Raw genomic sequence first — 18,646 nt, 5'->3', positions numbered from 1 at the left:
CGCGCGCCATGAAAGTCGTGCTGCCGCGTCCGCCGCTGGTGCTCGCGCCGGTCGCGGGCTCGCGCCATTTCGGCCATGGGCTGCTGCTGGCGATGGCCGCCGTCACCTGGTCCTTCGGCTACTGGGCCGTCGCCAAGCCGCTGGCGCAGTGGCGCTGGGTCGACATCCTCAGCGAATCGCTGATCGTGGCGATGCTGGCGCTGTGGCTGGTGCAGCTGCGCGCGAGCCGGCCCGCCGGCCGCGTCACGACCTGGCTGTGCCTGGGGCTGGCGGGGATGCTGCTGGGTGGCTGGGCGGACCTGATGGACGAGTTCTGGAAGTTCCCGCGCGCGTTCACGCTGCTGATGGGGATGGAATCCACCTGCCACGTCGTCGGCATGACCGGGCTGACCTTCGGATTGCACCTGTGGCGGCAGGAACAGCTGGCGCTGAACGCGCTGCGCGCCGGCCGTGAGCGCGGCTACCGGGAACACGCGCAGATCGACGGGCTGACGCAGCTGGGCGACGGCGCCTACCTGCTCGCGCAGATCGAGCGCCTGCGGCGCGCGCCCGCCGCGCCGACGACGCTGGTGATGCTGGGCTGGCAGGACCTGCCCGGGCTGGCGCGCCAGCATGGGCTGGCGGAGTCGGAACGGCTGCTGCAGGCCACCGGGCCCTTGCTGCTGCTGCAGCTGCGCGAGGGCGACCTGCTGTGCCGTTACGCGGCGGACCGTTTCGTCGCGCTGCTGCCGAATGCGGACTCGGCGCTGCCGGGCGACCTGCTGGCGGCGCTGTCCGCGCATGTGCATCCCTGCGCGGATGGGCGCACCCGGGCGCGGCTCGGCGCCCGCATGGCCAGCGCGACGCTGGATGCCGACGAGGACGGCGAGGCGCAACTGCTGCGCCTGCTGGAGCGGCTGCGGTGAGCGCGCTCCCCAGCGCGGCACCCGAGCCCGACGACGCGCTCGCCGCGCTGCGCCAGGCGCTGCCGACGGGCGCGGCGACCGCCTATGGCGCCGACCACGCCTTCATCCCCTGGGCCTACCAGGGCGCGCTGCTGGCCGAGTTCGCCCGCAGCCGCGGCATCGATCCGGCCGAGTGGCTGGGCCGCTGCGGCGTGGTGCCGGGCCAGGCGCTGTCCGCGCGCCAGCTGCTGTCGATGCTGGCGGCCTTGCAGCCGCTGGCGGGCGACGTGGGTTTCGTCGTCGGCCAGTTGAGCCTCCCGGGCCATTACGGCCTGGCCAGCCAGGCGCTGCAGCAGGCTGGCGACCTGCGCCAGGCGCTGCGCGTGCTGTGCGACTGGCCCGCGCGGCTGTCGCCGCTGCTGACGCCGCGGCTGGTGGAAAGCGCCGACGAGTTGCTGCTGGTCTGGACCGAGGCCTGCGGCGCGCCGCCCAGCCTGCAGCCGCTGCTGGTGGACATGCAGATGAGCGCGGTCGTCGCGATGGCGCAATGGCTGGGCGGCGGCCGGTCGCTGCCCTGGCGCTTCAGCTTCAACCGCACGCGGCCGCGTGAGCTGTCGCGGCACGCGGCCTACCTCGGCCCGGCGCTGCACTTCGGCTGCCAGGTCGACGCGATGCGGCTGCCGCTGTCGGCGGCCGTCGATCCCTGGCCGGCGGCGGCGGCCGGCCGCGCGGCGATAGCGCTCGGCGCGCTGGGGCAGGGCGCCGATCCGCAGGCCGCCTGGCGCGGGCAGCTCGCCGTGCTCTACGACCACCTGCTGGGCGAGGTCGGCGGCGATCCGTCGCTGGAGCGCAGCGCGCAGCGCTTCGGCATCAGCCCCGCGACGCTGAAGCGGCAGCTCGCGCAGCTCGGCACCCATCACCAGGCGCAGCTCGACCAGGTCCGCGCGCACGCGGCGCTCTACCTGATGCTGCTGCGCGGTCAGCGCGGCGAGGCGGTGGCGCGCACGCTGGGCTTCCACGACAAGAGCAACTTCCGGCGCTCGTTCAAGCGCTGGACCGGCATGACGCCCGGGTTGCTCTGAACCGGCGGGCCGGGCATAGACTCCCGCCCATGCCCACGGCGTTCGAGCATCCCGAGGATCGGGCCCAGTACCGTCGCCCCGCGCACCGCGCGGGCGTGGAGCTCTACCACGCCCACATCCTGCGGCACAGCTTCGAGCCGCACACGCACGAGGCCTACGGCCTGGGCGCGATCACGGACGGCGTGGGCCGCTTCCGCTGGCGCGGCGGCGAGCACCTCGCGCCGCGCGCCACGCTGATGCTGATGAATCCCGAGGACATCCACACCGGCGAGGCCGCCACCGCCGATGCCTGGGGCTACCGCATGGTCTACCTCGACGAGCAGCTGCTCTCCGAGCTGTACGGCGGTCCCGCCTGGCGCTTCGACGCCGCGGTGGCGCACGACGCGGCGGCCGCGACGCAGGCCGCGGCGCTGATCGCCGCGCTGTGGCGCGCCCGCGAGCCGCTGGCCTTCGACAGCGCGCTGCTCGAGCTGGTCCAGGGACTGAGCCGCCACGCCCATCGCGCGCCGGTGCGGCCCGAGGGCGCCGCGCCGCGTTTCGCGCCGGTGATCGAGCACATGCGGGCCCACCTGGACGAGTCGCTGGACACCGCCCGGCTGGCCGCCGTCGCCGGGCTCAGCCCCTTCCATTTCCTGCGCAGCTTCAAGGCGCAGCACCATGCGACGCCGCAGCAGGCGCTGATGGCGCTGCGGCTCAACGAGGCCAAACGCCAGCTCGCCGCCGGCCAGGCGCCGGCGCAGGTCGCCGCCGCCGTCGGACTGACCGACCAGGCGCACCTGACGCGCAGCTTCGCGCGTCGTTACGGCCTCACCCCGGCGCGCTACCAACAGCAACTCGGTACAAGACGCCGGGCCTGACGCGGCGCGACACTGCGCCGCATGCTGTCCGGATTCCTGTTCGCGCTCGCCGCCGGCCTGATGTGGGGCCTGGTCTTCGTCACGCCGCTGCTGCTGCCCGACTACCCCGCCGCCATGCTGATGGCCGGCCGCTACCTGGCCTTCGGCCTGCTGGCGCTGCCGCTGGCGTCGATCGACTGGCGCGAGCTGCGGCGGCTGACGCGGGCCGACTGGACGGACGCGGTCAAGCTCAGCGCGATCGGCAACTTCCTCTACTACCTGACACTGGCCGCCGCGATCCAGCGCGCCGGCGGGCCGCTGCCCACGATGATCATCGGCACGCTGCCGGTGGTGATCGCGGTCTGCTCCAACCACCGCAACGCGGCGCGCGACGGCCACTACCGCTGGCGCGACCTGGCGCCGGCGCTGCTGCTGATCGCGCTGGGCATCGGTTGCGTCAACCAGGTCGAGCAGGCGGCGCTGGCCCCGCAGGCGCTGGGCCGCTACCTGCAGGGCGCCGGCCTGGCGCTGATCGCGCTGGCCTGCTGGACCTGGTACCCGATCCGCAATGCCGACTGGCTGCGCGCCCATGCCGACCGCAGCCCCCGCGCCTGGGCCACCGCCCAGGGGCTGGTGACGCTGCCGATGGCGGCGCTGGCCTTCCTGGTGCTGGCGGTCGCCGACGGCGCCGGCCTGCCGCTGCTGCCCGCCGGCTTCGACTTCCCCGCCGGGCCGCGCCTGTGGCCCTATGTCGGACTGATGATGGCGGTCGGGCTGTTCGCGTCCTGGCTCGGCACGCTGTGCTGGAACGAGGCCAGCCAGCGCCTGCCCACGACGCTGGTGGGCCAGCTCATCGTCTTCGAGACGCTGGCCGCGCTGGTCTACGCCCAGGTGCACCGCGGCGCGTGGCCGCCGCTGATGGGCGTCGCCGGCGTGGTGCTGCTGGTCGGCGGCGTCTGCTGGGCGCTGCGCCTCAAGCCGGTGCCACCGGCCCGGGAACGGCATCTGCCCGCCTCGTCCGCATGACGGCGGCCCCCGTGCCGTCGTCCCCGAGGCCGGTAAAAGTCGGTGCCATCGGCGCCGGCCTCTGCAGAATCGACGGATGCCCATCGCCCCACCTCACGCCCGCTGTCAGGCCCAATCGCTCAACGAGCCGCTCAACGAGCCGCTCAACGAGCCGCACATCCAGCCGCTCGACGACACGCTCACCCGGTCGCTCAACGAGCCGCACATCCAGCCGCTCGACGACACGCTCACCCGGTCGCGCGACGAGACGCTCACCCAGCCGCTCGACGACACGCTCACCCGGTCGCGCGACGAGACGCTCACCCAGCCGCTCGACGAAACGCTCGCCCAGCCGCTGGCGCGGTCGCTGACCTGGCCGTCCCCCCATTCCCTTCCTGATGCCGATCCGACCCGGCGCGCGCTGCTGCGGCGCGCTTCGGCGCTGAGCCTGGGCGCGACCTCCGCGGCGCTCGGCGCCTGGCCGGCACTGGCCGCACCCGAGGGCGAGGCGAAGGCGGAAGCCGAGGCCGGCGTGACGGAAGGCCGCTGGCACGACCGGTCCCGCCTGCGCGACATTCCCTGGCGCCTGCGCCTGCCCGAGGGCGACGGTGCGGTCGCGCTGGTGGTGTTCTCGCACGGACTGGGCGGCAGCCTCGACGGCGGCACCGAGTGGGCGCAGGCCTGGGCCGAGGCCGGCGTCGCGACGCTGCATCTGCAGCATGCCGGCAGCGACCGCGCGATCTGGCGCGGCGGGCTGCCCGCGGTCAAGGCCGCCGCCAGCGCCGAGCAGCTGGTCGAGCGCGCCCATGACGTGCAGTTCGCCGTCGAGCAGCTGCTCAAGCTGCGGCAGGACCGCAGCGGCCCCTGGTCGCGGGTGCGGCCGGAGGCGCTGGGCATGGCCGGGCATTCCTTCGGCGCGCAGACCACGCTGGCGGTCGCCGGCCGCGATTACCAGGTGCGCGGCGCGCCGGACCTGTCGGAATCGCACTTCAAGGCCTTCGCGGCCTTCAGCCCCTCGGTGGGGCACGGCGCCGGCGGCATCAAGGGCATCACCCGCCCGATGCTGTGCCTGACCGGCAGCCTCGACGGCAATCCGCTCGGCCCGGAGCGCGACGGTCGCTACCGCCGCGCCGTCTACGACGCGCTGCCGGCCGGCGCCAAGGCCCAGCTGTGGCTGGAGGGCGCCGATCACATGAGTCTGGGCGGCGCTGGCGAGCGCGGCGCCGGCTTCGGGCAGCGGCTGCTCGGACGCCCGCGTGAACGCGCGCCGGAGCGGCTGGCCGCGCATCACGCGGCGCTGGTCAAGTCGATCAGCACCGACTGGTGGCGCTGGCGCCTGCTCGACGACGAGGCCGCGATGACGCGGCTCAAGGCGCCCAAGGGCCTGGACGCGGACGACGAGTGGCTGCAGGGCTGAGCGCGCGGAGCGCCGCCGGCGCGCGGCCTACGCGGCCAGCTCGTCCGGCGGGCTCATCAGCAGCTGCTTGGCCAGCGCGCCGATGCGGCGCAGCGCGCGCGGATGCTCGGGGCCCCACTTGCCGCCGACGCCCAGCCGCACGCAGTTCCGGAAGCGCGGGCTCGCCGAGAACATCATCCCCGGCGCGATGACGATGTGCTCGGCCAGGCACGCTTCATAGAGCTGCGCCGAGTCGAGCGCCTCCGGCAGTTCCACCCACAGGATGAAGCCGCCCGCGGGGTCCGACACCCGCGTGCCCTTGGGGAAGCTCTCGGCGATCAGCTGGCGCGCCTCGTCGACGCGGGCGGCGATGGTCGCGCGCAGATGCCGCAGCGCCGCGCCGCTGCCGGCCTGCGTCAGCAGGTCGGCCAGCGCCAGCTCCAGCACGCTGGTCTGCGCGCCCGACTGCACCGCCTTGGTCTGCCGCAACACCCGGCCCCAGCGGCCCGCCTCGACCCAGCCCAGCCGCAGCCCCGGCGCGATCGTCTTCGAGAAGGAGCCGCAGATCATCACGTGCCCGGTCGTGTCGAAGGACTTCACCGCGCGGCGCTTGTCCTCCTGCTCGGACAGGTCGTTGTAGAGCACGTCCTCGATCAGCGCGACGTCGTGCCGCGCCAGCATCGCGGCCAGGCGCCGCCGCTCGGGCACCGGCAGGCAGGCGCCCAGCGGGTTGGACAGCGTCGGCACCGTCAGCACGGCCTTGACCTGCTGCGTCTCGAAGGCCAGCTGCAGCGCGTCCAGCGACATGCCGTGACGCGGATGCGTCGGGATCTCCAGCGCGCGCAGGTGCAGGCTCTGCAGGATCTCCAGGAAGCCGTAATAGGTCGGCGACTCCAGCGCCACCACGTCGCCGGGCTTGCAGACGGCCCGCAGGCACAGGCTGATCGCCTCGATGCAGCTGTTGGTGATGACCACCTCGTCCGGGTCCAGCACGCAGCCCAGCCCGAGCGCATGGCGGGCCACCGCGCGTCGGGCCTCCTCCATGCCGGGGCCGATCGGGTAGGTGCACAGCAGCTCGCGATGGCGCATCACGGCGCGGGCCATCGCGCGGCGCACGCGGTCCTGGTCGAAGAGTTCCGGACCCGGGCAGGCGGCGCCGAAGGAGATGAAGCCGGGATCCTGCGACAGGGCCATCACCTGCGCGCCGAGCTGGTCCAGCTGCACCATGCGCGAGGCGGTGTCGGGCCGGGAGACCCGCGGCTCCGGCAGCCGCGGCGGCCGCGCGGCGACGAAGTAGCCGGAGCGCGGCCGGGCCTCGATCAGCCGGGCATCCTCCAGCCAGCGGTAGGCCTGCACCGCCGTCGACAGCGACACGCCGTGCTGGCCGGCCAGCTCCCGCACGGAGGGCAGCCGCTCGCCGCGTTTCAGCGTGCCCGCCCGGATCGACCGGGCCATGCGGTCGGCGAGTTGCATATACAGCGGTAGCAGCGGCGCGTCCATGCGTCGATTCTGTGTGTTCCGGGTTGGCAATGACCAATACAGATCAGCGGCAAGCCGGCCAGCACAGGTCACGGCCGTGCGCGCGCTGTATGCGCCGCATCGGTCGGCCGCTGTGGATGGAGCGCCGCACAGCCGCTTCCTATCGTTGGGCCATGCAACCGCTGCGCCTCCTCCCTCCGCTGTTCCGGCCCCGGCTTTCGCCCGCGCCGGCCTTTGTCCCACCCGCGCCCGGCCTGGAGGCGATCGTGCTGCCGACCGACGGCCGGCCCGTCACGCTGCGCCTGCGCCGGCCGGTGCGCCTGCGGGTCTTCGGCGGCCGCGCCTGGATCACCCGCGCCGGCTGCGCCGACGACCACTGGCTCGAGCCCGGCCAGGTCTTCGAGCTGCCCGCGCCGCCGACTTGGTTCGGGTGGCGGATCTTCGCCAGTGGCGAGGGTGCGTCTTTGGTCACTTTGAGAGCAGAACCGCCCATTTGAGCGGCTGTACGCCGCCGGTTTCCCGCTATAACTCCGCCCTCGACGCTGGCGGACGCCTTCCAAAAGGGGGCGCCCGCGATACCGACAACAACGGGACACCGTCCCGCGAGGGAGTTGACATGAATCGATCCGCGATGTGGCGGGTGACGCGCCTGGCCGTGGCTGGCGCCGTCGGGGCGATGCTGCTGAGCGCATGCGGCGGCGGTGGGGGAAGCAGCGGCACGCCGGTGGTGGGCAGCGGCGAGACCGGTGGCGGCACGGTCGGTGGTGGCGGCACGGGCAACGGTGGCAACACCGGCGCGGTGCTCCAGCCCAGCGCCGCCTACGCCCAGCAATGCGCGCCGGGCAACCCGGAGGCCAGTCAGCGCAGCGGCTCGCTGGCGACCGAGAAGAACTGGATCCGCGCCTACTTCGACGAGGCCTACCTGTGGCGCGAGGACGTGCCGTCGATCGATGCCTCGGCCCCGCGCTACAGCGGCAGCGATGTCGAGACCGCGCTGGACAACTACTTCGACGACCTGCGCTCGCCGGCGACCACCGCCAGCGGCAAACGCAAGGACCAGTTCAGCTTCATGATGAGCACCCGCGAGTGGAACGCGCTGTCGCAGGGCGGCGTCGAGCTCGGCTACGGGATCGAATGGCGGATGAAGTCGGCGACACCGCCGCGCGGCCTGCGCGTCGCGTTCGTCGAACCGGGCAGCGCCGCCGACCGCGCCGGCGTGCGCCGCGGCGACACGCTGGTGAGCGCCGACGGCGCGGCGGCCGATGTCAACGACGCGGCGGGCGTCAAGACCCTCAACGGCGCGCTGTTCCCCGACACCGCCGGCGCGAGCCACCGCTTTGTGCTGACCGCCAATTCCGGCGCGAGCCGCGACCTCACGCTGGTCGCCGGCAACGTCACCAAGACGCCGGTGCCGACCCGGCAGGTGCTGACCGCGACCGATGGCGGCAAGGTCGGCTACCTGGTCTTCAACGACCACATCCTGCCGGCGGAAGCGCAGCTGATCGCCGCGATGCAGGACTTCCGCGGCCAGGGGGTGTCCGACCTGATCGTCGACCTCCGCTACAACGGCGGCGGCTACCTGTTCATCGCCAGCGAGCTGGCCTACATGATCGCGGGCAGCGCGGCGACCTCCGGCAAGACCTTCGAGCACCTGCGCTACAACAGCCGCCGCAGCGCGGAAACCAACAGCGAGGGTTCGAAGACGCCGTTCTACGACCAGTCCTGCCTGATGACGGCGGATGGCCGTTGCAGCTCGCGGCAGCCGCTGCCGGCGCTGAACCTGCGGCGCGTGTTCGTGCTGGCGCAGTCGGGCACCTGCTCGGCCAGCGAGGCGCTGATCAACAGCCTGCGCGGCGTGGACGTGGAGGTCGTGCTGGTGGGCGGCACCACCTGCGGCAAGCCCTACGGCTTCACGGCCAAGGACAACTGCGGCTACAGCTACTTCCCGATCGAATTCGTTGGCGTCAACAACAAGGGCTTCGGCGACTACGCGGACGGCTTCGTGCCCGCGGGCAGCGGCGCCACCGGCGTGAAGGGCTGCGCGGTGGCGGACGACTTCGAGCACGCGCTGGGTGACGCCAGCGAGGCGATGCTGGCCGCGGCGCTGCAATACCGCGCCAACGGCAGCTGCCCGGCGGCGAGCGCCTCGGGCACGGGCCTGGCACGCGCGACGGCGACGCGCGCCGGCGGCGAGGATGCCGTGGCGCTGCAGTTCAAGAAGCTGGCCGCGCGCAGCAACCGCATCCTGGGCGGGCGGCCCTGAGGCGGCCCTGAGGCGGCGCGTTGGGGCGCCGCGCAGGGGTGCCCATTCCGATTCGGCGTGCCGCCGGGCCCGTCCTGACCCGCCGTCGATGCCCCACGCGCGAGCGCTATGACAAAGGCCGCCCTCGGGCGGCCTTTGTCGTCATCGGGCACAGCGCTGGACACACGTCCAAGCGCGTCGGCGCTCAGCGTCAGCTCACAGCTTCGGGATGCGGATGCGGCTGATCATCAGCGAGCCGGAGACCGCGAACAGCAGCACCAGCGGATGCAGGGTGAAGCCGCCCAGCTTGATGGCGCCGAACCACAACGCGTCGCCGATCGCGCCCTGCCAGGCGGCGATCCACAGCACGATCACCAGCAGCAACGACGTGGGGATGGGCGTGCCCTCGAAGTAGGCAACCTTGTCGCTGCCCGCGGACAGGCTTTCGGCGGTGATGTTGTAGCGCGCCAGGCGCGACACGCCGCTGGCCACGAAGAAGCCCAGCACGATGCGGTCCCACAGGCCCTGCATGCCACAGCCATAGGCGATCACGGCCGGGGCGACGCCGAAGGAGATCACGTCGGCCAGCGAGTCCAGCTCGCGCCCCATCGCGGAGCTCTTCTGGCGCCAGCGCGCGATGCGGCCGTCCAGCACGTCGAAGACCAGCGCGGCCGGGATCAGCGCGCAGGCGTAGTACAGGTGCTGCGTCAGCCCGGTCTGCAGGAAGGTCATCACCGAGAACAGGGCGCCCACGCCGCAGAAGGCGTTGCCCAGGGTGAACCAGTCCGCCAGATGGAACTCGCGGATCATGGAGAAAGGCTTGGGTCGGTTCATGGGGAGCGAGCATAAGCGAAGGCCCTTGGCCTCGCGGCAAAGGCCGCGCCCGCCCCCTTCGGGCGGTATGTCCCCTCTCCCCTTCAGGGGGAGAGGGAGGGGTGAGGGGGTTCTTCGAAGGCCTAAGGCGTCTCGACCTTGGGCACTTCGGGGGCAGTTGTCATCCGCGACCAGGCCTTGCGCGCCAGATGCCGCGCCAACAGCCCGGCCGGCATGCGCAGCCAGTGCGAGCGCACATACAACGCGACCTCCGCCATCGCATGGCCCGGCAGGCGGCAGCTGTCATGGCCCGGCCGCAGCAGGCGCCGGTAACAGGCATCCAGCAGCCGCAGCGCCAGCGGTCCCGGCGGCGGCCCCAGTTCCTCCGGCAGCGTGTCCGGATAAGGCGTGTCCAGCAGCAGCCGCGTGTAGCGCAGCGCCAGCCACAGCGGCCGCGTCAGGCCGATGCGCCGCGCGCGCGACGCCAGCCGCGGCCAGAAACCCTCGATCGCGCCGAACTCGCGCAGCAGCGCGTCGAGGTCGAACAGGTCGCGCAGCCCGTTGGGCAGTTCGCCCTCGTGGAACAGGTGCGCGGCGCTGTGCAGCAGCATGTCCTCGGGCGGCAGCACGAAGACGCCCGCGAGGCCGGGCAGCGGGCGCGGCGCGTCGAACAGCGCGCGGCTGTCCAGCGGCGTGCGTGCCGTCGGCGGCAGCAGCGTGTGGTGCACGTCCAGCGAGGTGCCGCGGCGCTTGTGGTGCAGCGGCGGCAGCTCGTGCATCCACTCGCGGTAGTAGCGCTGGTCGTAGGCGTCCAGGCCGTCGTCGAAATCCCAGCCGTGCACCAGCAGCGTCGTCTCGCAGCGCGGCAGTTGCTCGGGCGGGATCAGCAGGTCGATGTCGCTGAACAGCCGGCCCGGTGCGGGCGCATGCCCGCCCAGCGCATAGGCGGCGCCCTTGAGCAGGATCAGCGGGCCAGGCAGCTCGGCCAGCGTCTGCCGCAGCAGTTCGACCTCGCGCCGCAGCATCTGCACCTGCCGCCGCGACAGCAGCAGCGCCGAGCGCAGGTGGGGCTGCACGGGCGGCGGCAGCGTGTCCAGCCAGCCGCCGGTTTCCATCTGCTCGGCCAGCCGGCCGGCCAGGTTGGACCGCCGCGCCTGTCGCAGCAGCAGGTCCCACTCGGTCAGGCTCAAGCCGGCCGCGACCGCGGGCTGCAGCAGCACGCGGATGAGCAGTGGGCGGCGGCGATCGTCGCGCCGGGCGCTCATGGCGCGGACTCCTCGAGCGCGTCGAAGCAGGCCAGGGCCTCGTCGAGCCGGCTGTACTCGAAGCGATGGCAGCCGCAGCTGTCGACCAGTCTCCCCAGTGCCTGGAAGCCGGCCAGGCCGTGGACGTCGTAGTTGAAGGACTGCTCCGCCAGGTCCATGAAGGCGCGGGCGCGCTCCACCGGGACGAGCTGCGCGGCCGCGTCGGCGCGCCACGCGGGCAGCACGACCCAGGCCGGGCGGGCCGGCGCGAGCCGTGCGTCGATCGCGTCCTGCGGCGCCCGCACCAGCGCGACCGTGCCCTTGGCGGTGTTGAACATGGAGGCGCTGAACACCGCCTCCGGCGCGAAGGCGCGGATCAACGGGATCGAGGCGTTCTTCAGGTTGATCGGCCGCGCCATGCCGTGGACCAGGCCGGTGCTCATGTCCAGCAGCCCCAGTTCGTCCGACAGCAGCCGCCAGCCGCGATGCGCCAGCGCCGCGCACAGGGTGCTCTTGCCGGAACCCGGTGGCGCCGGCATCAGCAGCGCGCGGCCGCCGCGCTCCAGCACCGCCGCATGGATCAGCAGGTACTGGTGGGCATGGGCGGCGATGCACCAGTTGATGCCCCACTCCAGCATCGCCAGCGCCTGCGCGGCGGGCAGCGGCGTGAAGGAGCGCTGGCCGTCGAACCAGAATTCGGCCCGGCCCTGCAGCCGGCTCAGCCAGTGGGGACTGCGCAGCACGGCGACGTGGAAGTCGACGAATTCGTCATCGCCGGCGACTTCGAAGTCGCGGTACATGGTCGCCACGTCGGCGGCCAGGTGTGGGATGTCGGAGCGCACGCGCACGGTGAACGGCGACAGCCGCAGCGTCACGCCGCCGTCGCGCATCCGGGCCCGCAGCCCGGCGGTGCCGACGTCCTGCAGTTTCAAGCGGCCGGCTCCTCCACCGGGCCTTCGGCCAGCAGGTGGATCTCGGCCAGCCGGCGCAGGTGCAGGTCCAGAAGCTCGGCCAGCGCCTCGGGCATGGGCGGCTCGTCCCAGTCGACGTCGCGGGCCAGGCGTTGCAGCAGCTGGTCGCGGTCCAGCGGCCCGGCGGCCAACCATTCGGCCAGCTGCGCGCCGAGCGCGGCGATCAGGTGGGTGTCCCCGGTGTCAGGGTCGAAATAGACCGCGTGCTGTTCGCCCTCCCAGGCGAGCAGCACGTTGTTGAGCGAGGGCCTGCAGTGCCAGGCGGCTCCGGCCATCAGGCCACGAGCCAGTTGCTGTACAGGTAGTTCTTGAAGTCGGCCTGCGTCCAGGCCGCGCCGGTGGAGTTGGCCGGCTTGAAGATGCCGGGGCCCTGCGAGGCCATCTGCAGCAGCATGTCCTGGCCGGTGGCCGAGAGCACGCACTGGTTGACCTTGTTGCCGGCGAACAGGGTGTTCAGACGCGCGACGATCATCATCGTGCCGTAGCCCGCCGAGTCGTTCTTCAGCAGGTTGTAGACATTGGCGGTGCCGCTGACGTTCTTCAACCCGGCCGGGAACAGCTTGGCCACGGTCAGGTTGTTGCGCGCGTAGGTGAGCGACTTGCCGGAATACCACTGGGCGATCACGTAGTTCCAGGGGGCGTTGCCGCCGCGCACCAGGGACCGGCCGGTGTTGTCCTTCCAGTTGGCGATGTACCAGCACTCGGTGTTGTTGATCACCGCGGCATCGGCGCGGGCCTGCACGCTGGCGCCGCCGTTGCGCAGGATCGCCGAGCCCCAGGCCGAGGTGGTGTTGCAGTGCCAGGCCATCGCCGGCCGGCTGGCCAGCGTCAGGCCCACTGGCACCACGCCCGCCTGGATGAAACGACGGCGGCGCTGCGAGACGACGGTGCCCGCGGCGGTTGCCGGGGTGGCCGAGGGCTGCTGGTGGGTGTCGCTGCTGTTGTCCATAAGCTCAGCTTTCGTGGTGCACGGGCCCCAGGAAGGGGCGGACGCTCAAGCGGATCGGCGCTCCCGTCCGACCTGCGACCGCAGTGTTTCATACAAGGCACCGACCGGAAACCCCGACCAACCCCTTGAACGGGTGGCGTGCGGCGTCCCTCCGACGATGGATAAGTTAGCGCGGGCTTTCGGTGAATCCATTGAGGCCAAACGAATCATCGCCGGCGTGGTGCGCAAGCGCCTCCGCGCCTTGAGCCGAACGCGCCATGCCGCCCGCCCTGTTCGAGCGACAGCGCCCGCTGCCGGCATCCGTCGTCATTCCGCCTCGTCATGCACGACGTCGCGGTCGTCGGCGTCCTCGCGCGCCTGGCCGCCAGCGGGCCGGCGCTTCGCATCGCCCTGGCCGTCCTCGTCCAGGCCGTCCTCGACCAGGAAGCCGCCGCTCTGATGCGCCCACAGCTTGGCGTACAGGCCGCCCTGCGCCAGCAGCGACGCATGGTCGCCCTGCTCGACGATGCGGCCCTGGTCCATCACGATCAGCCGGTCCATGGCCGCGATGGTCGACAGCCGGTGCGCGATCGCCACCACCGTCTTGCCTTCCATCAGCCGGTACAGGCTGCGCTGGATCGCCGATTCGACCTCCGAGTCCAGCGCGCTGGTCGCCTCGTCGAGCAGCAGGATCGGCGCGTCCTTCAGCATCACCCGCGCGATCGCGATCCGCTGGCGCTGGCCGCCGGACAGCTTCACGCCGCGTTCGCCGACATGCGCGTCGTAGCCCTGGCGACCCTTGGGGTCGGTCAGTCCGTCGATGAAGTCCACCGCCTCGGCGCGTTCGGCGGCGGCGCGCATCTCGTCCTCGGTCGCGTCGGGCCGGCCGTACATCAGGTTGTCGCGCACCGAGCGGTGCAGCAGGCTGGTGTCCTGGGTCACCATGCCGACCTGGCGTCTGAGGCTGTCCTGCGTGACTGCGGCGATGTCCTGGCCGTCGATCAGCACCCGGCCCTTGTCCACGTCGTAGAAGCGCAGCAGCAGGTTGACCAGGGTCGACTTGCCGGCGCCCGAGCGGCCGACCACGCCGATCTTCTCGCCCGGGCGGATCGTCAGCGTCAGGTCGTGCAGCACGGTCTTGCGGCCGCCGTAGCTGAAGTCAACGTGGTCGAAGCGGACCTCGCCCCGGGTCACCGAGAGCGTGGTCGCGCCGGCGGCGTCCTGGATCGCGACCGGGCGCGACAGCGTGGTGATGCCGTCCTGCACGGTGCCGATGTGCTCGAACAGGCTGGCCATCTCCCACATGATCCAGTGCGAGATGCCGTTCAGCCGCAGCGCCATCGCCGTGGCCGCCGCGACCGCGCCGATGCCCACCTGGCCCTGCGTCCACAGCCAGACCGTCATGCCGGCGGTGGAGGCGATCAGGCCCATCGACAGCGCATGGTTGACGATCTCGAAGCCGCTGATCAGCCGCATCTGCCGGTAGGCGGTGCCCAGGAAGTCCTGCATCGCGCCGCGGGCGAAGCCGGCCTCGCGGTTGGAGTGGGAGAACAGCTTGACGGTGCTGATGTTGGTGTAGGCGTCGGTGATGCGGCCGGTCATCAGGCTGCGCGCGTCGGCCTGCGCGGAGGCGGCCTTGCCCAGCCGGGGCACGAAGTAGGTCAGCGCCACGATGTAGCAGGCCAGCCAGCCCAGGAAGGGCAGCAGCAGCGTGGCGTCGAAGCCGCCCACCACGCCCAGCATCGTCACGAAGTAGATCGTGATGAAGACCAGGATGTCGGTGACGATCAGCCAGCACTCGCGCACCGCCAGCGCCGTCTGCATCAGCTTGGCGGAGACGCGACCGGCGAACTCGTCCTGGTAGAAGCTCATGCTCTGGGCGAGCAGGTGGCGGTGGAAGTTCCAGCGCAGCCGCATCGGGAAGTTGCTGGACAGCCCCTGGTACTTGCTCAGCGCCTGCAGCGCGATCAGCAGCGGGCTGGCCAGCAGGATCCCGCCCAGCAGCAGCAGCTTGTCCTGCTGGGTCGACCACCACTGCGCGGGCGGGACCTCGCTGAGCCAGTCGACGACCGAGCCCAGCATCGAGAACAGCAGCGCCTCGAAGGCGCCGATGGCGGCGGTCAGGACGGTCAGCACCAGGATCAGCTGGCGCATCCCGTGCGAGCCCGCCCAGACGAAGGCGAAGAACCCCTTGGGCGGTTGCGGCGCCGGGGTCTGCGGAAACGGATCGACGAGTTTTTCGAACCAGCCAAACACGGCGGTCTCCCTGTCACTTCTGCGAGACCGAGCAGCCTACAGGAGCCGTGTGGCGGACGTATCCCACCCCCGCTTCGGTGGCGGGTGGGTGCGGTGAATGGGGGGATTCGCCGGCCCGGCGGGGCGATCAGCGCGCCGGCAGGGGCAGCAAGCGGCCTTGCGCCTGCCGCGGCGCGGGAATGTGGAGCAGGGCCGACAGCGTCGGTGCGAGGTCGACGATCTCCACGCGCTGCTCGATGCGGCCCTGCCCGACCCAGGCCGGGCCCCAGGTCAGCAGCGGCACGTGCGTGTCGTCCTCGTAGGGGCTGCCGTGGGTCGTGCCCATCAGGCGCGAACCGAAGATCCAGCCTGGCTTGGGCACCACCTGCAGCGGCGCCGCGATGCCCGGATACCAGGACCTGCGCATCTGCTCGAGGTAGGGCGTCGCGGTGTCGGTGCCGGCGAGCTGCGCCCGCGTGAACGCGACCTGCACGCCCTCGACCTGCTGCACCAGCGCCTGCGCCGCCGCATAGACCTCGTCCTGCTTCAGGCCCTTCGCCTGGATGGCGGCCTCGTCGAAGATCAGGCCAGTGCCGGACAGGCCGACCACCCAGCGGCCTTCGCCGAACTGTTTCGCCAGTCCCGCGTTGACGAAGCCCACGGCCTGTGCCGGATTGATCCGGCCGGCGTCGCGGCCTTGCGACTTCGCCCATTCGGGTGTGTCGGTGAAGCCGTGGTCAGCGGTCAGCACGGCGACGTAGTTGTCGCGGCCGACCTTCGCGTCCAGGTATTGGAACCACGACTGCAGGTAGGCATCCAGATGGAGGAAGTGATCGTGCGACAGCCGCGACTCGGGGCCGAAGGCGTGGTTGATGTAGTCGTGGCTGGACAGGCTCACCGACAGGAGGTCGGTCTGCTCATCCGCGCCGAGCCGCTCGCCCTCGACGGCGGCGCGGGCGAAGGCCAGCGTCAGTTCGTCGCCGAACGGCGAGGGCAGGATGTTGCCGTAGAAGCGCGGACCGGGGCCATCCATGCCGGCGCCCAGGACGGCCGGCAGCCGGTTGCCGTTGCCGCTGTTGGCCTGCCAGGGCTGGCCGTCCGGCACGCTGCGCGCGTAGGCGGCCTCGGGCAGCATCGGCGCCCAGGTCTTGCCGAAGAACTGGTCGGCCGGCTTGGCGGCGTTGAAGGCGTCGACCCAGGCCGGATGCCGGTCCATGTAATAGGTGGAGGACGCGAATTGGCCAGTGCCGCCCATGTACATGTAGGCCGTGCCCTTGTGGCCGGCCGGCAGGATGGCGCCGCGGTCCTTGCCGGAGATGCCGATCACCTTGGCGGCGGGCTGCAGCGTGCGCAGCACGTCGCCGACGGTCTCGACCTTGTAGTTCTCCGGGCTGGTGCCGGCCAGGGGCTCGGTGTTGTTGCCGATGTACTGGTAGCGCGGATCGGCGGTGTTGTACTGCGGCGTGCCGGTCATCGGATCGCGCCACTCGTTGCCGATGATGCCGCTGCGCTGCGGATAGGCGCCGCTGAGCATGATCGAGTGACCGGCCGCGGTGACCGTGTAGCCGTGGCCGTAATACGCGTTGGCGAACCAGGCGCCGCGGTCCAGGAAGCGCTTGAAGCCGTCGGGCTGCAGTTGGTCGCGGTAGCCCAGCACCTGCCGGATGGGCAGGCCGTCAATCACCATGAAGACCACCAGCCGGGGCGGCTTCTTCGCCGTGAAGGGGGAGGCGGTGGGGTCAGGGTTTGCCGCGACCGGTCCGGTGGCGGAGGGAGCAGGCGCGTTGGCGCAGGCGGTCAGCGCGGCCAGGACGGGCACCAGCAGCCAGGTGCGACGGGTCAGGGTCATGGCGGGTCGGGGCTCCGCGGAGCCGCTGAAGCAGGGAGGACTGCGGAGTATCCGCGTCCGGCCGCCACATGGCGGGCGTCTGACAGCTTCCATGCTCATCCTGCGCAACGGGAAAACCCTGAACCTGGGCGCCTCGCGCCGAAGCCTGGACGGAAAAAAGGCCGGTCCCCACATGGTGACCGGCCTTCTTCACTTTCTGGTTGGATCGCTTGACGCGCTCCCCTCCTGTTATGGGAGGCGATTCTGCGGGCCGCAGGCAATGCGCATGCCCGGGTTTGCCCGGGGCCGGGCCTCAGATGTGAGAACTCCTCCTCAAGTGGGCGGGGTTTGCACGGTGAGTGATGCGCCGATGCGACGTTCCGCAGGTCCATCCGCAGCGCGACGCGCGATCGCGGTGACAAGACGGTGACGAGATGACCCGGCTCAGGCGGACAGCGCGTCGTCCAGGACTTCGATCCAATGGCGCACCGGCGTGCCGGTGCCCGACTGCAGGTGCTGGATGCAGCCGATGTTGGCGGAGACGATCGCATCGGCGGCCAGCGGTGCCAGCGCGGCGAGCTTGCGCTCGCGCAGCTGCTTGGACAGCACCGGTTGCAGCACGGAATACGTGCCGGCCGAACCGCAGCACAGATGGCTCTCCGAGGGCGCGGTCGCGATCTCGAAGCCGAGTTCCCGCATCAGTCCCTCGACACCGCCGCGCAGCTGCTGGCCGTGCTGCAGCGTGCAGGGCGGGTGGTAGGCCAGGCGCGGGCGGGCGCCCGGCCGGTCCTGCCCCAGCCGCGAGCGCAGCGCCGGGACCAGCGAGGGCAGGTACTCGCTGAGGTCGCGCGTCAGCGCCGACACGCGCGCGGCCTTCGCGGCGTAGTGCGGGTCATGCGCCAGCAGGCGGCCGTAGTCCTTGACCTGGACGCCGCAGCCGGAGGCGTTCATGACGATCGCCTCGACCTCGCCGCCGTGGCCGTCGACCATCGGCCACCAGGCGTCGATGTTGCGGCGCGCGTCGTCCAGGCCGCCAGGGTGGTCGTTCAGATGAGCCCGGATCGCCCCGCAGCAGCCGGCTTCGTCGGCCACCAGGGTCTGCACGCCGGCGGCGTCCAGCACGCGGGCCGTCGCCGCGTTGATGTTGGGCATCATGGCCGGCTGCACGCAGCCCATCAGCATCAGCACCTTGCGGGGATGCGCGCGCCGCGGCCACTGGTGCGCGCGCGGGCCGGCCGCCGGTGGCACCTTGTCCTTCAGCGCGCCCGGCACCAGCGGCCGCAGCGCCTGGCCGAGCCGTAGTGCCGGCTTGAACAGCGGCGAGGTCAGCCCTTCCTTGAGCAGCCAGCGCTTGAGGCGTTCCTCGCGCGGGCGCTCGACCTTGGCCTCGACGACCTGCCGGCCGATCTCCACGAGCTGGCCGTACTGGACGCCGGACGGGCAGGTGCTTTCGCAGTTGCGGCAGGTCAGGCAGCGGTCCAGGTGTTGCTGCGTGGCGGCCGTCGGCGTCTCACCCTCCAGCACCTGCTTGATCAGGTAGATGCGGCCGCGCGGTCCGTCGAGCTCGTCGCCGAGCAGCTGGTAGGTCGGGCAGGTCGCCGTGCAGAAGCCGCAGTGCACGCAGCGCCGCAGGATGGCCTCGGCCGCGCTGCCTTCCGGGGTGCCTTGGAACTCGGGGGCCAGGTGGGTCTGCATCGGTGGGC

Annotated in this window: 16 protein-coding genes; 7 read left to right on the top strand and 9 right to left on the bottom strand. The window is 71.9% G+C overall.

What is annotated here, in order from left to right; translation table 11 throughout:
- Positions 1 to 8: 8 nt before the first annotated feature.
- The 5 genes from FHT37_RS17665 (at position 9) to FHT37_RS17645 (ending at position 5,224) form a co-directional block, all read left to right on the top strand.
- Positions 9 to 905, top strand: a complete 897-nt coding sequence (locus FHT37_RS17665) for a diguanylate cyclase domain-containing protein (RefSeq protein ID WP_183483308.1) — start codon at positions 9 to 11, stop codon at positions 903 to 905.
- On the top strand, positions 902 to 1,966 hold the full coding sequence (locus FHT37_RS17660) for an AraC family transcriptional regulator (protein WP_183483300.1): 1,065 nt from the start codon (positions 902 to 904) through the stop codon (positions 1,964 to 1,966). The genes FHT37_RS17665 and FHT37_RS17660 overlap by 4 nt, the downstream gene beginning before the upstream one ends.
- A gap of 29 nt (positions 1,967 to 1,995) precedes the next feature.
- Positions 1,996 to 2,823, top strand: a complete 828-nt coding sequence (locus FHT37_RS17655; protein ID WP_183483298.1) for an AraC family ligand binding domain-containing protein — start codon at positions 1,996 to 1,998, stop codon at positions 2,821 to 2,823.
- A gap of 21 nt (positions 2,824 to 2,844) precedes the next feature.
- Positions 2,845 to 3,828 (top strand): DMT family transporter, encoded by a 984-nt coding sequence (locus tag FHT37_RS17650; protein ID WP_183483296.1) that lies wholly within the window; start codon positions 2,845 to 2,847, stop codon positions 3,826 to 3,828.
- Between the two features lie 76 nt (positions 3,829 to 3,904).
- The gene (locus tag FHT37_RS17645) at positions 3,905 to 5,224 is read left to right on the top strand and encodes a hypothetical protein (protein ID WP_183483294.1); all 1,320 of its coding nucleotides are present in this window, start codon (positions 3,905 to 3,907) and stop codon (positions 5,222 to 5,224) included.
- Positions 5,225 to 5,251: 27 nt separating this feature from the next.
- Here FHT37_RS17645 and FHT37_RS17640 read toward each other — a convergent pair whose 3' ends face one another.
- Entirely contained in the window at positions 5,252 to 6,703 is a 1,452-nt protein-coding gene (locus FHT37_RS17640; RefSeq protein ID WP_183483292.1) for a PLP-dependent aminotransferase family protein, read from the bottom strand.
- Between the two features lie 152 nt (positions 6,704 to 6,855).
- Here FHT37_RS17640 and FHT37_RS17635 point away from each other — a divergent pair, with 152 nt between their 5' ends.
- Positions 6,856 to 7,179 carry a DUF2917 domain-containing protein gene (locus FHT37_RS17635; RefSeq protein ID WP_183483290.1) on the top strand — a complete coding sequence of 108 codons (324 nt, stop codon included), beginning with the start codon at positions 6,856 to 6,858 and terminating at the stop codon, positions 7,177 to 7,179.
- Between the two features lie 119 nt (positions 7,180 to 7,298).
- Positions 7,299 to 8,945 carry a S41 family peptidase gene (locus tag FHT37_RS17630; protein ID WP_255489768.1) on the top strand — a complete coding sequence of 549 codons (1,647 nt, stop codon included), beginning with the start codon at positions 7,299 to 7,301 and terminating at the stop codon, positions 8,943 to 8,945.
- A gap of 195 nt (positions 8,946 to 9,140) precedes the next feature.
- Here FHT37_RS17630 and FHT37_RS17625 read toward each other — a convergent pair whose 3' ends face one another.
- The 8 genes from FHT37_RS17625 to glcF form a co-directional block, all read right to left on the bottom strand.
- Complete coding sequence (locus FHT37_RS17625) at positions 9,141 to 9,758, bottom strand: phosphatidylcholine/phosphatidylserine synthase (protein ID WP_091728796.1); 618 nt, start codon at positions 9,756 to 9,758, stop codon at positions 9,141 to 9,143.
- A 122-nt stretch (positions 9,759 to 9,880) separates the two neighbouring features.
- Positions 9,881 to 11,002 carry a nucleotidyltransferase family protein gene (locus tag FHT37_RS17620; protein WP_183483288.1) on the bottom strand — a complete coding sequence of 374 codons (1,122 nt, stop codon included), beginning with the start codon at positions 11,000 to 11,002 and terminating at the stop codon, positions 9,881 to 9,883.
- Positions 10,999 to 11,913 carry an HprK-related kinase A gene (locus FHT37_RS17615; RefSeq protein WP_183483286.1) on the bottom strand — a complete coding sequence of 305 codons (915 nt, stop codon included), beginning with the start codon at positions 11,911 to 11,913 and terminating at the stop codon, positions 10,999 to 11,001. Before FHT37_RS17615 ends, FHT37_RS17620 begins: the two co-directional genes overlap by 4 nt.
- Positions 11,910 to 12,227, bottom strand: a complete 318-nt coding sequence (locus FHT37_RS17610) for an HPr-rel-A system PqqD family peptide chaperone (protein WP_147239942.1) — start codon at positions 12,225 to 12,227, stop codon at positions 11,910 to 11,912. Before FHT37_RS17610 ends, FHT37_RS17615 begins: the two co-directional genes overlap by 4 nt.
- Entirely contained in the window at positions 12,227 to 12,901 is a 675-nt protein-coding gene (locus FHT37_RS17605; protein WP_091728781.1) for a hypothetical protein, read from the bottom strand. Before FHT37_RS17605 ends, FHT37_RS17610 begins: the two co-directional genes overlap by 1 nt.
- Positions 12,902 to 13,207: 306 nt before the next feature.
- Complete coding sequence (locus FHT37_RS17600) at positions 13,208 to 15,136, bottom strand: ABC transporter ATP-binding protein (protein ID WP_183483284.1); 1,929 nt, start codon at positions 15,134 to 15,136, stop codon at positions 13,208 to 13,210.
- Between the two features lie 127 nt (positions 15,137 to 15,263).
- Positions 15,264 to 16,964 carry an alkaline phosphatase family protein gene (locus FHT37_RS17595; RefSeq protein WP_183483282.1) on the bottom strand — a complete coding sequence of 567 codons (1,701 nt, stop codon included), beginning with the start codon at positions 16,962 to 16,964 and terminating at the stop codon, positions 15,264 to 15,266.
- 423 nt (positions 16,965 to 17,387) lie between these two features.
- A complete protein-coding gene (gene glcF, locus FHT37_RS17590; RefSeq protein ID WP_183483280.1) occupies positions 17,388 to 18,638 on the bottom strand; it encodes a glycolate oxidase subunit GlcF in 1,251 nt (416 codons plus the stop codon).
- Positions 18,639 to 18,646 lie beyond the last annotated feature (8 nt).

Origin of the sequence: Mitsuaria sp. BK037, assembly GCF_014193045.1 — a bacterium.
GTDB lineage: Bacteria > Pseudomonadota > Gammaproteobacteria > Burkholderiales > Burkholderiaceae_C > Roseateles.
Note: the sequence above shows the minus strand (reverse complement) of the source record. Positions and strands in the feature narration are given on the sequence as shown.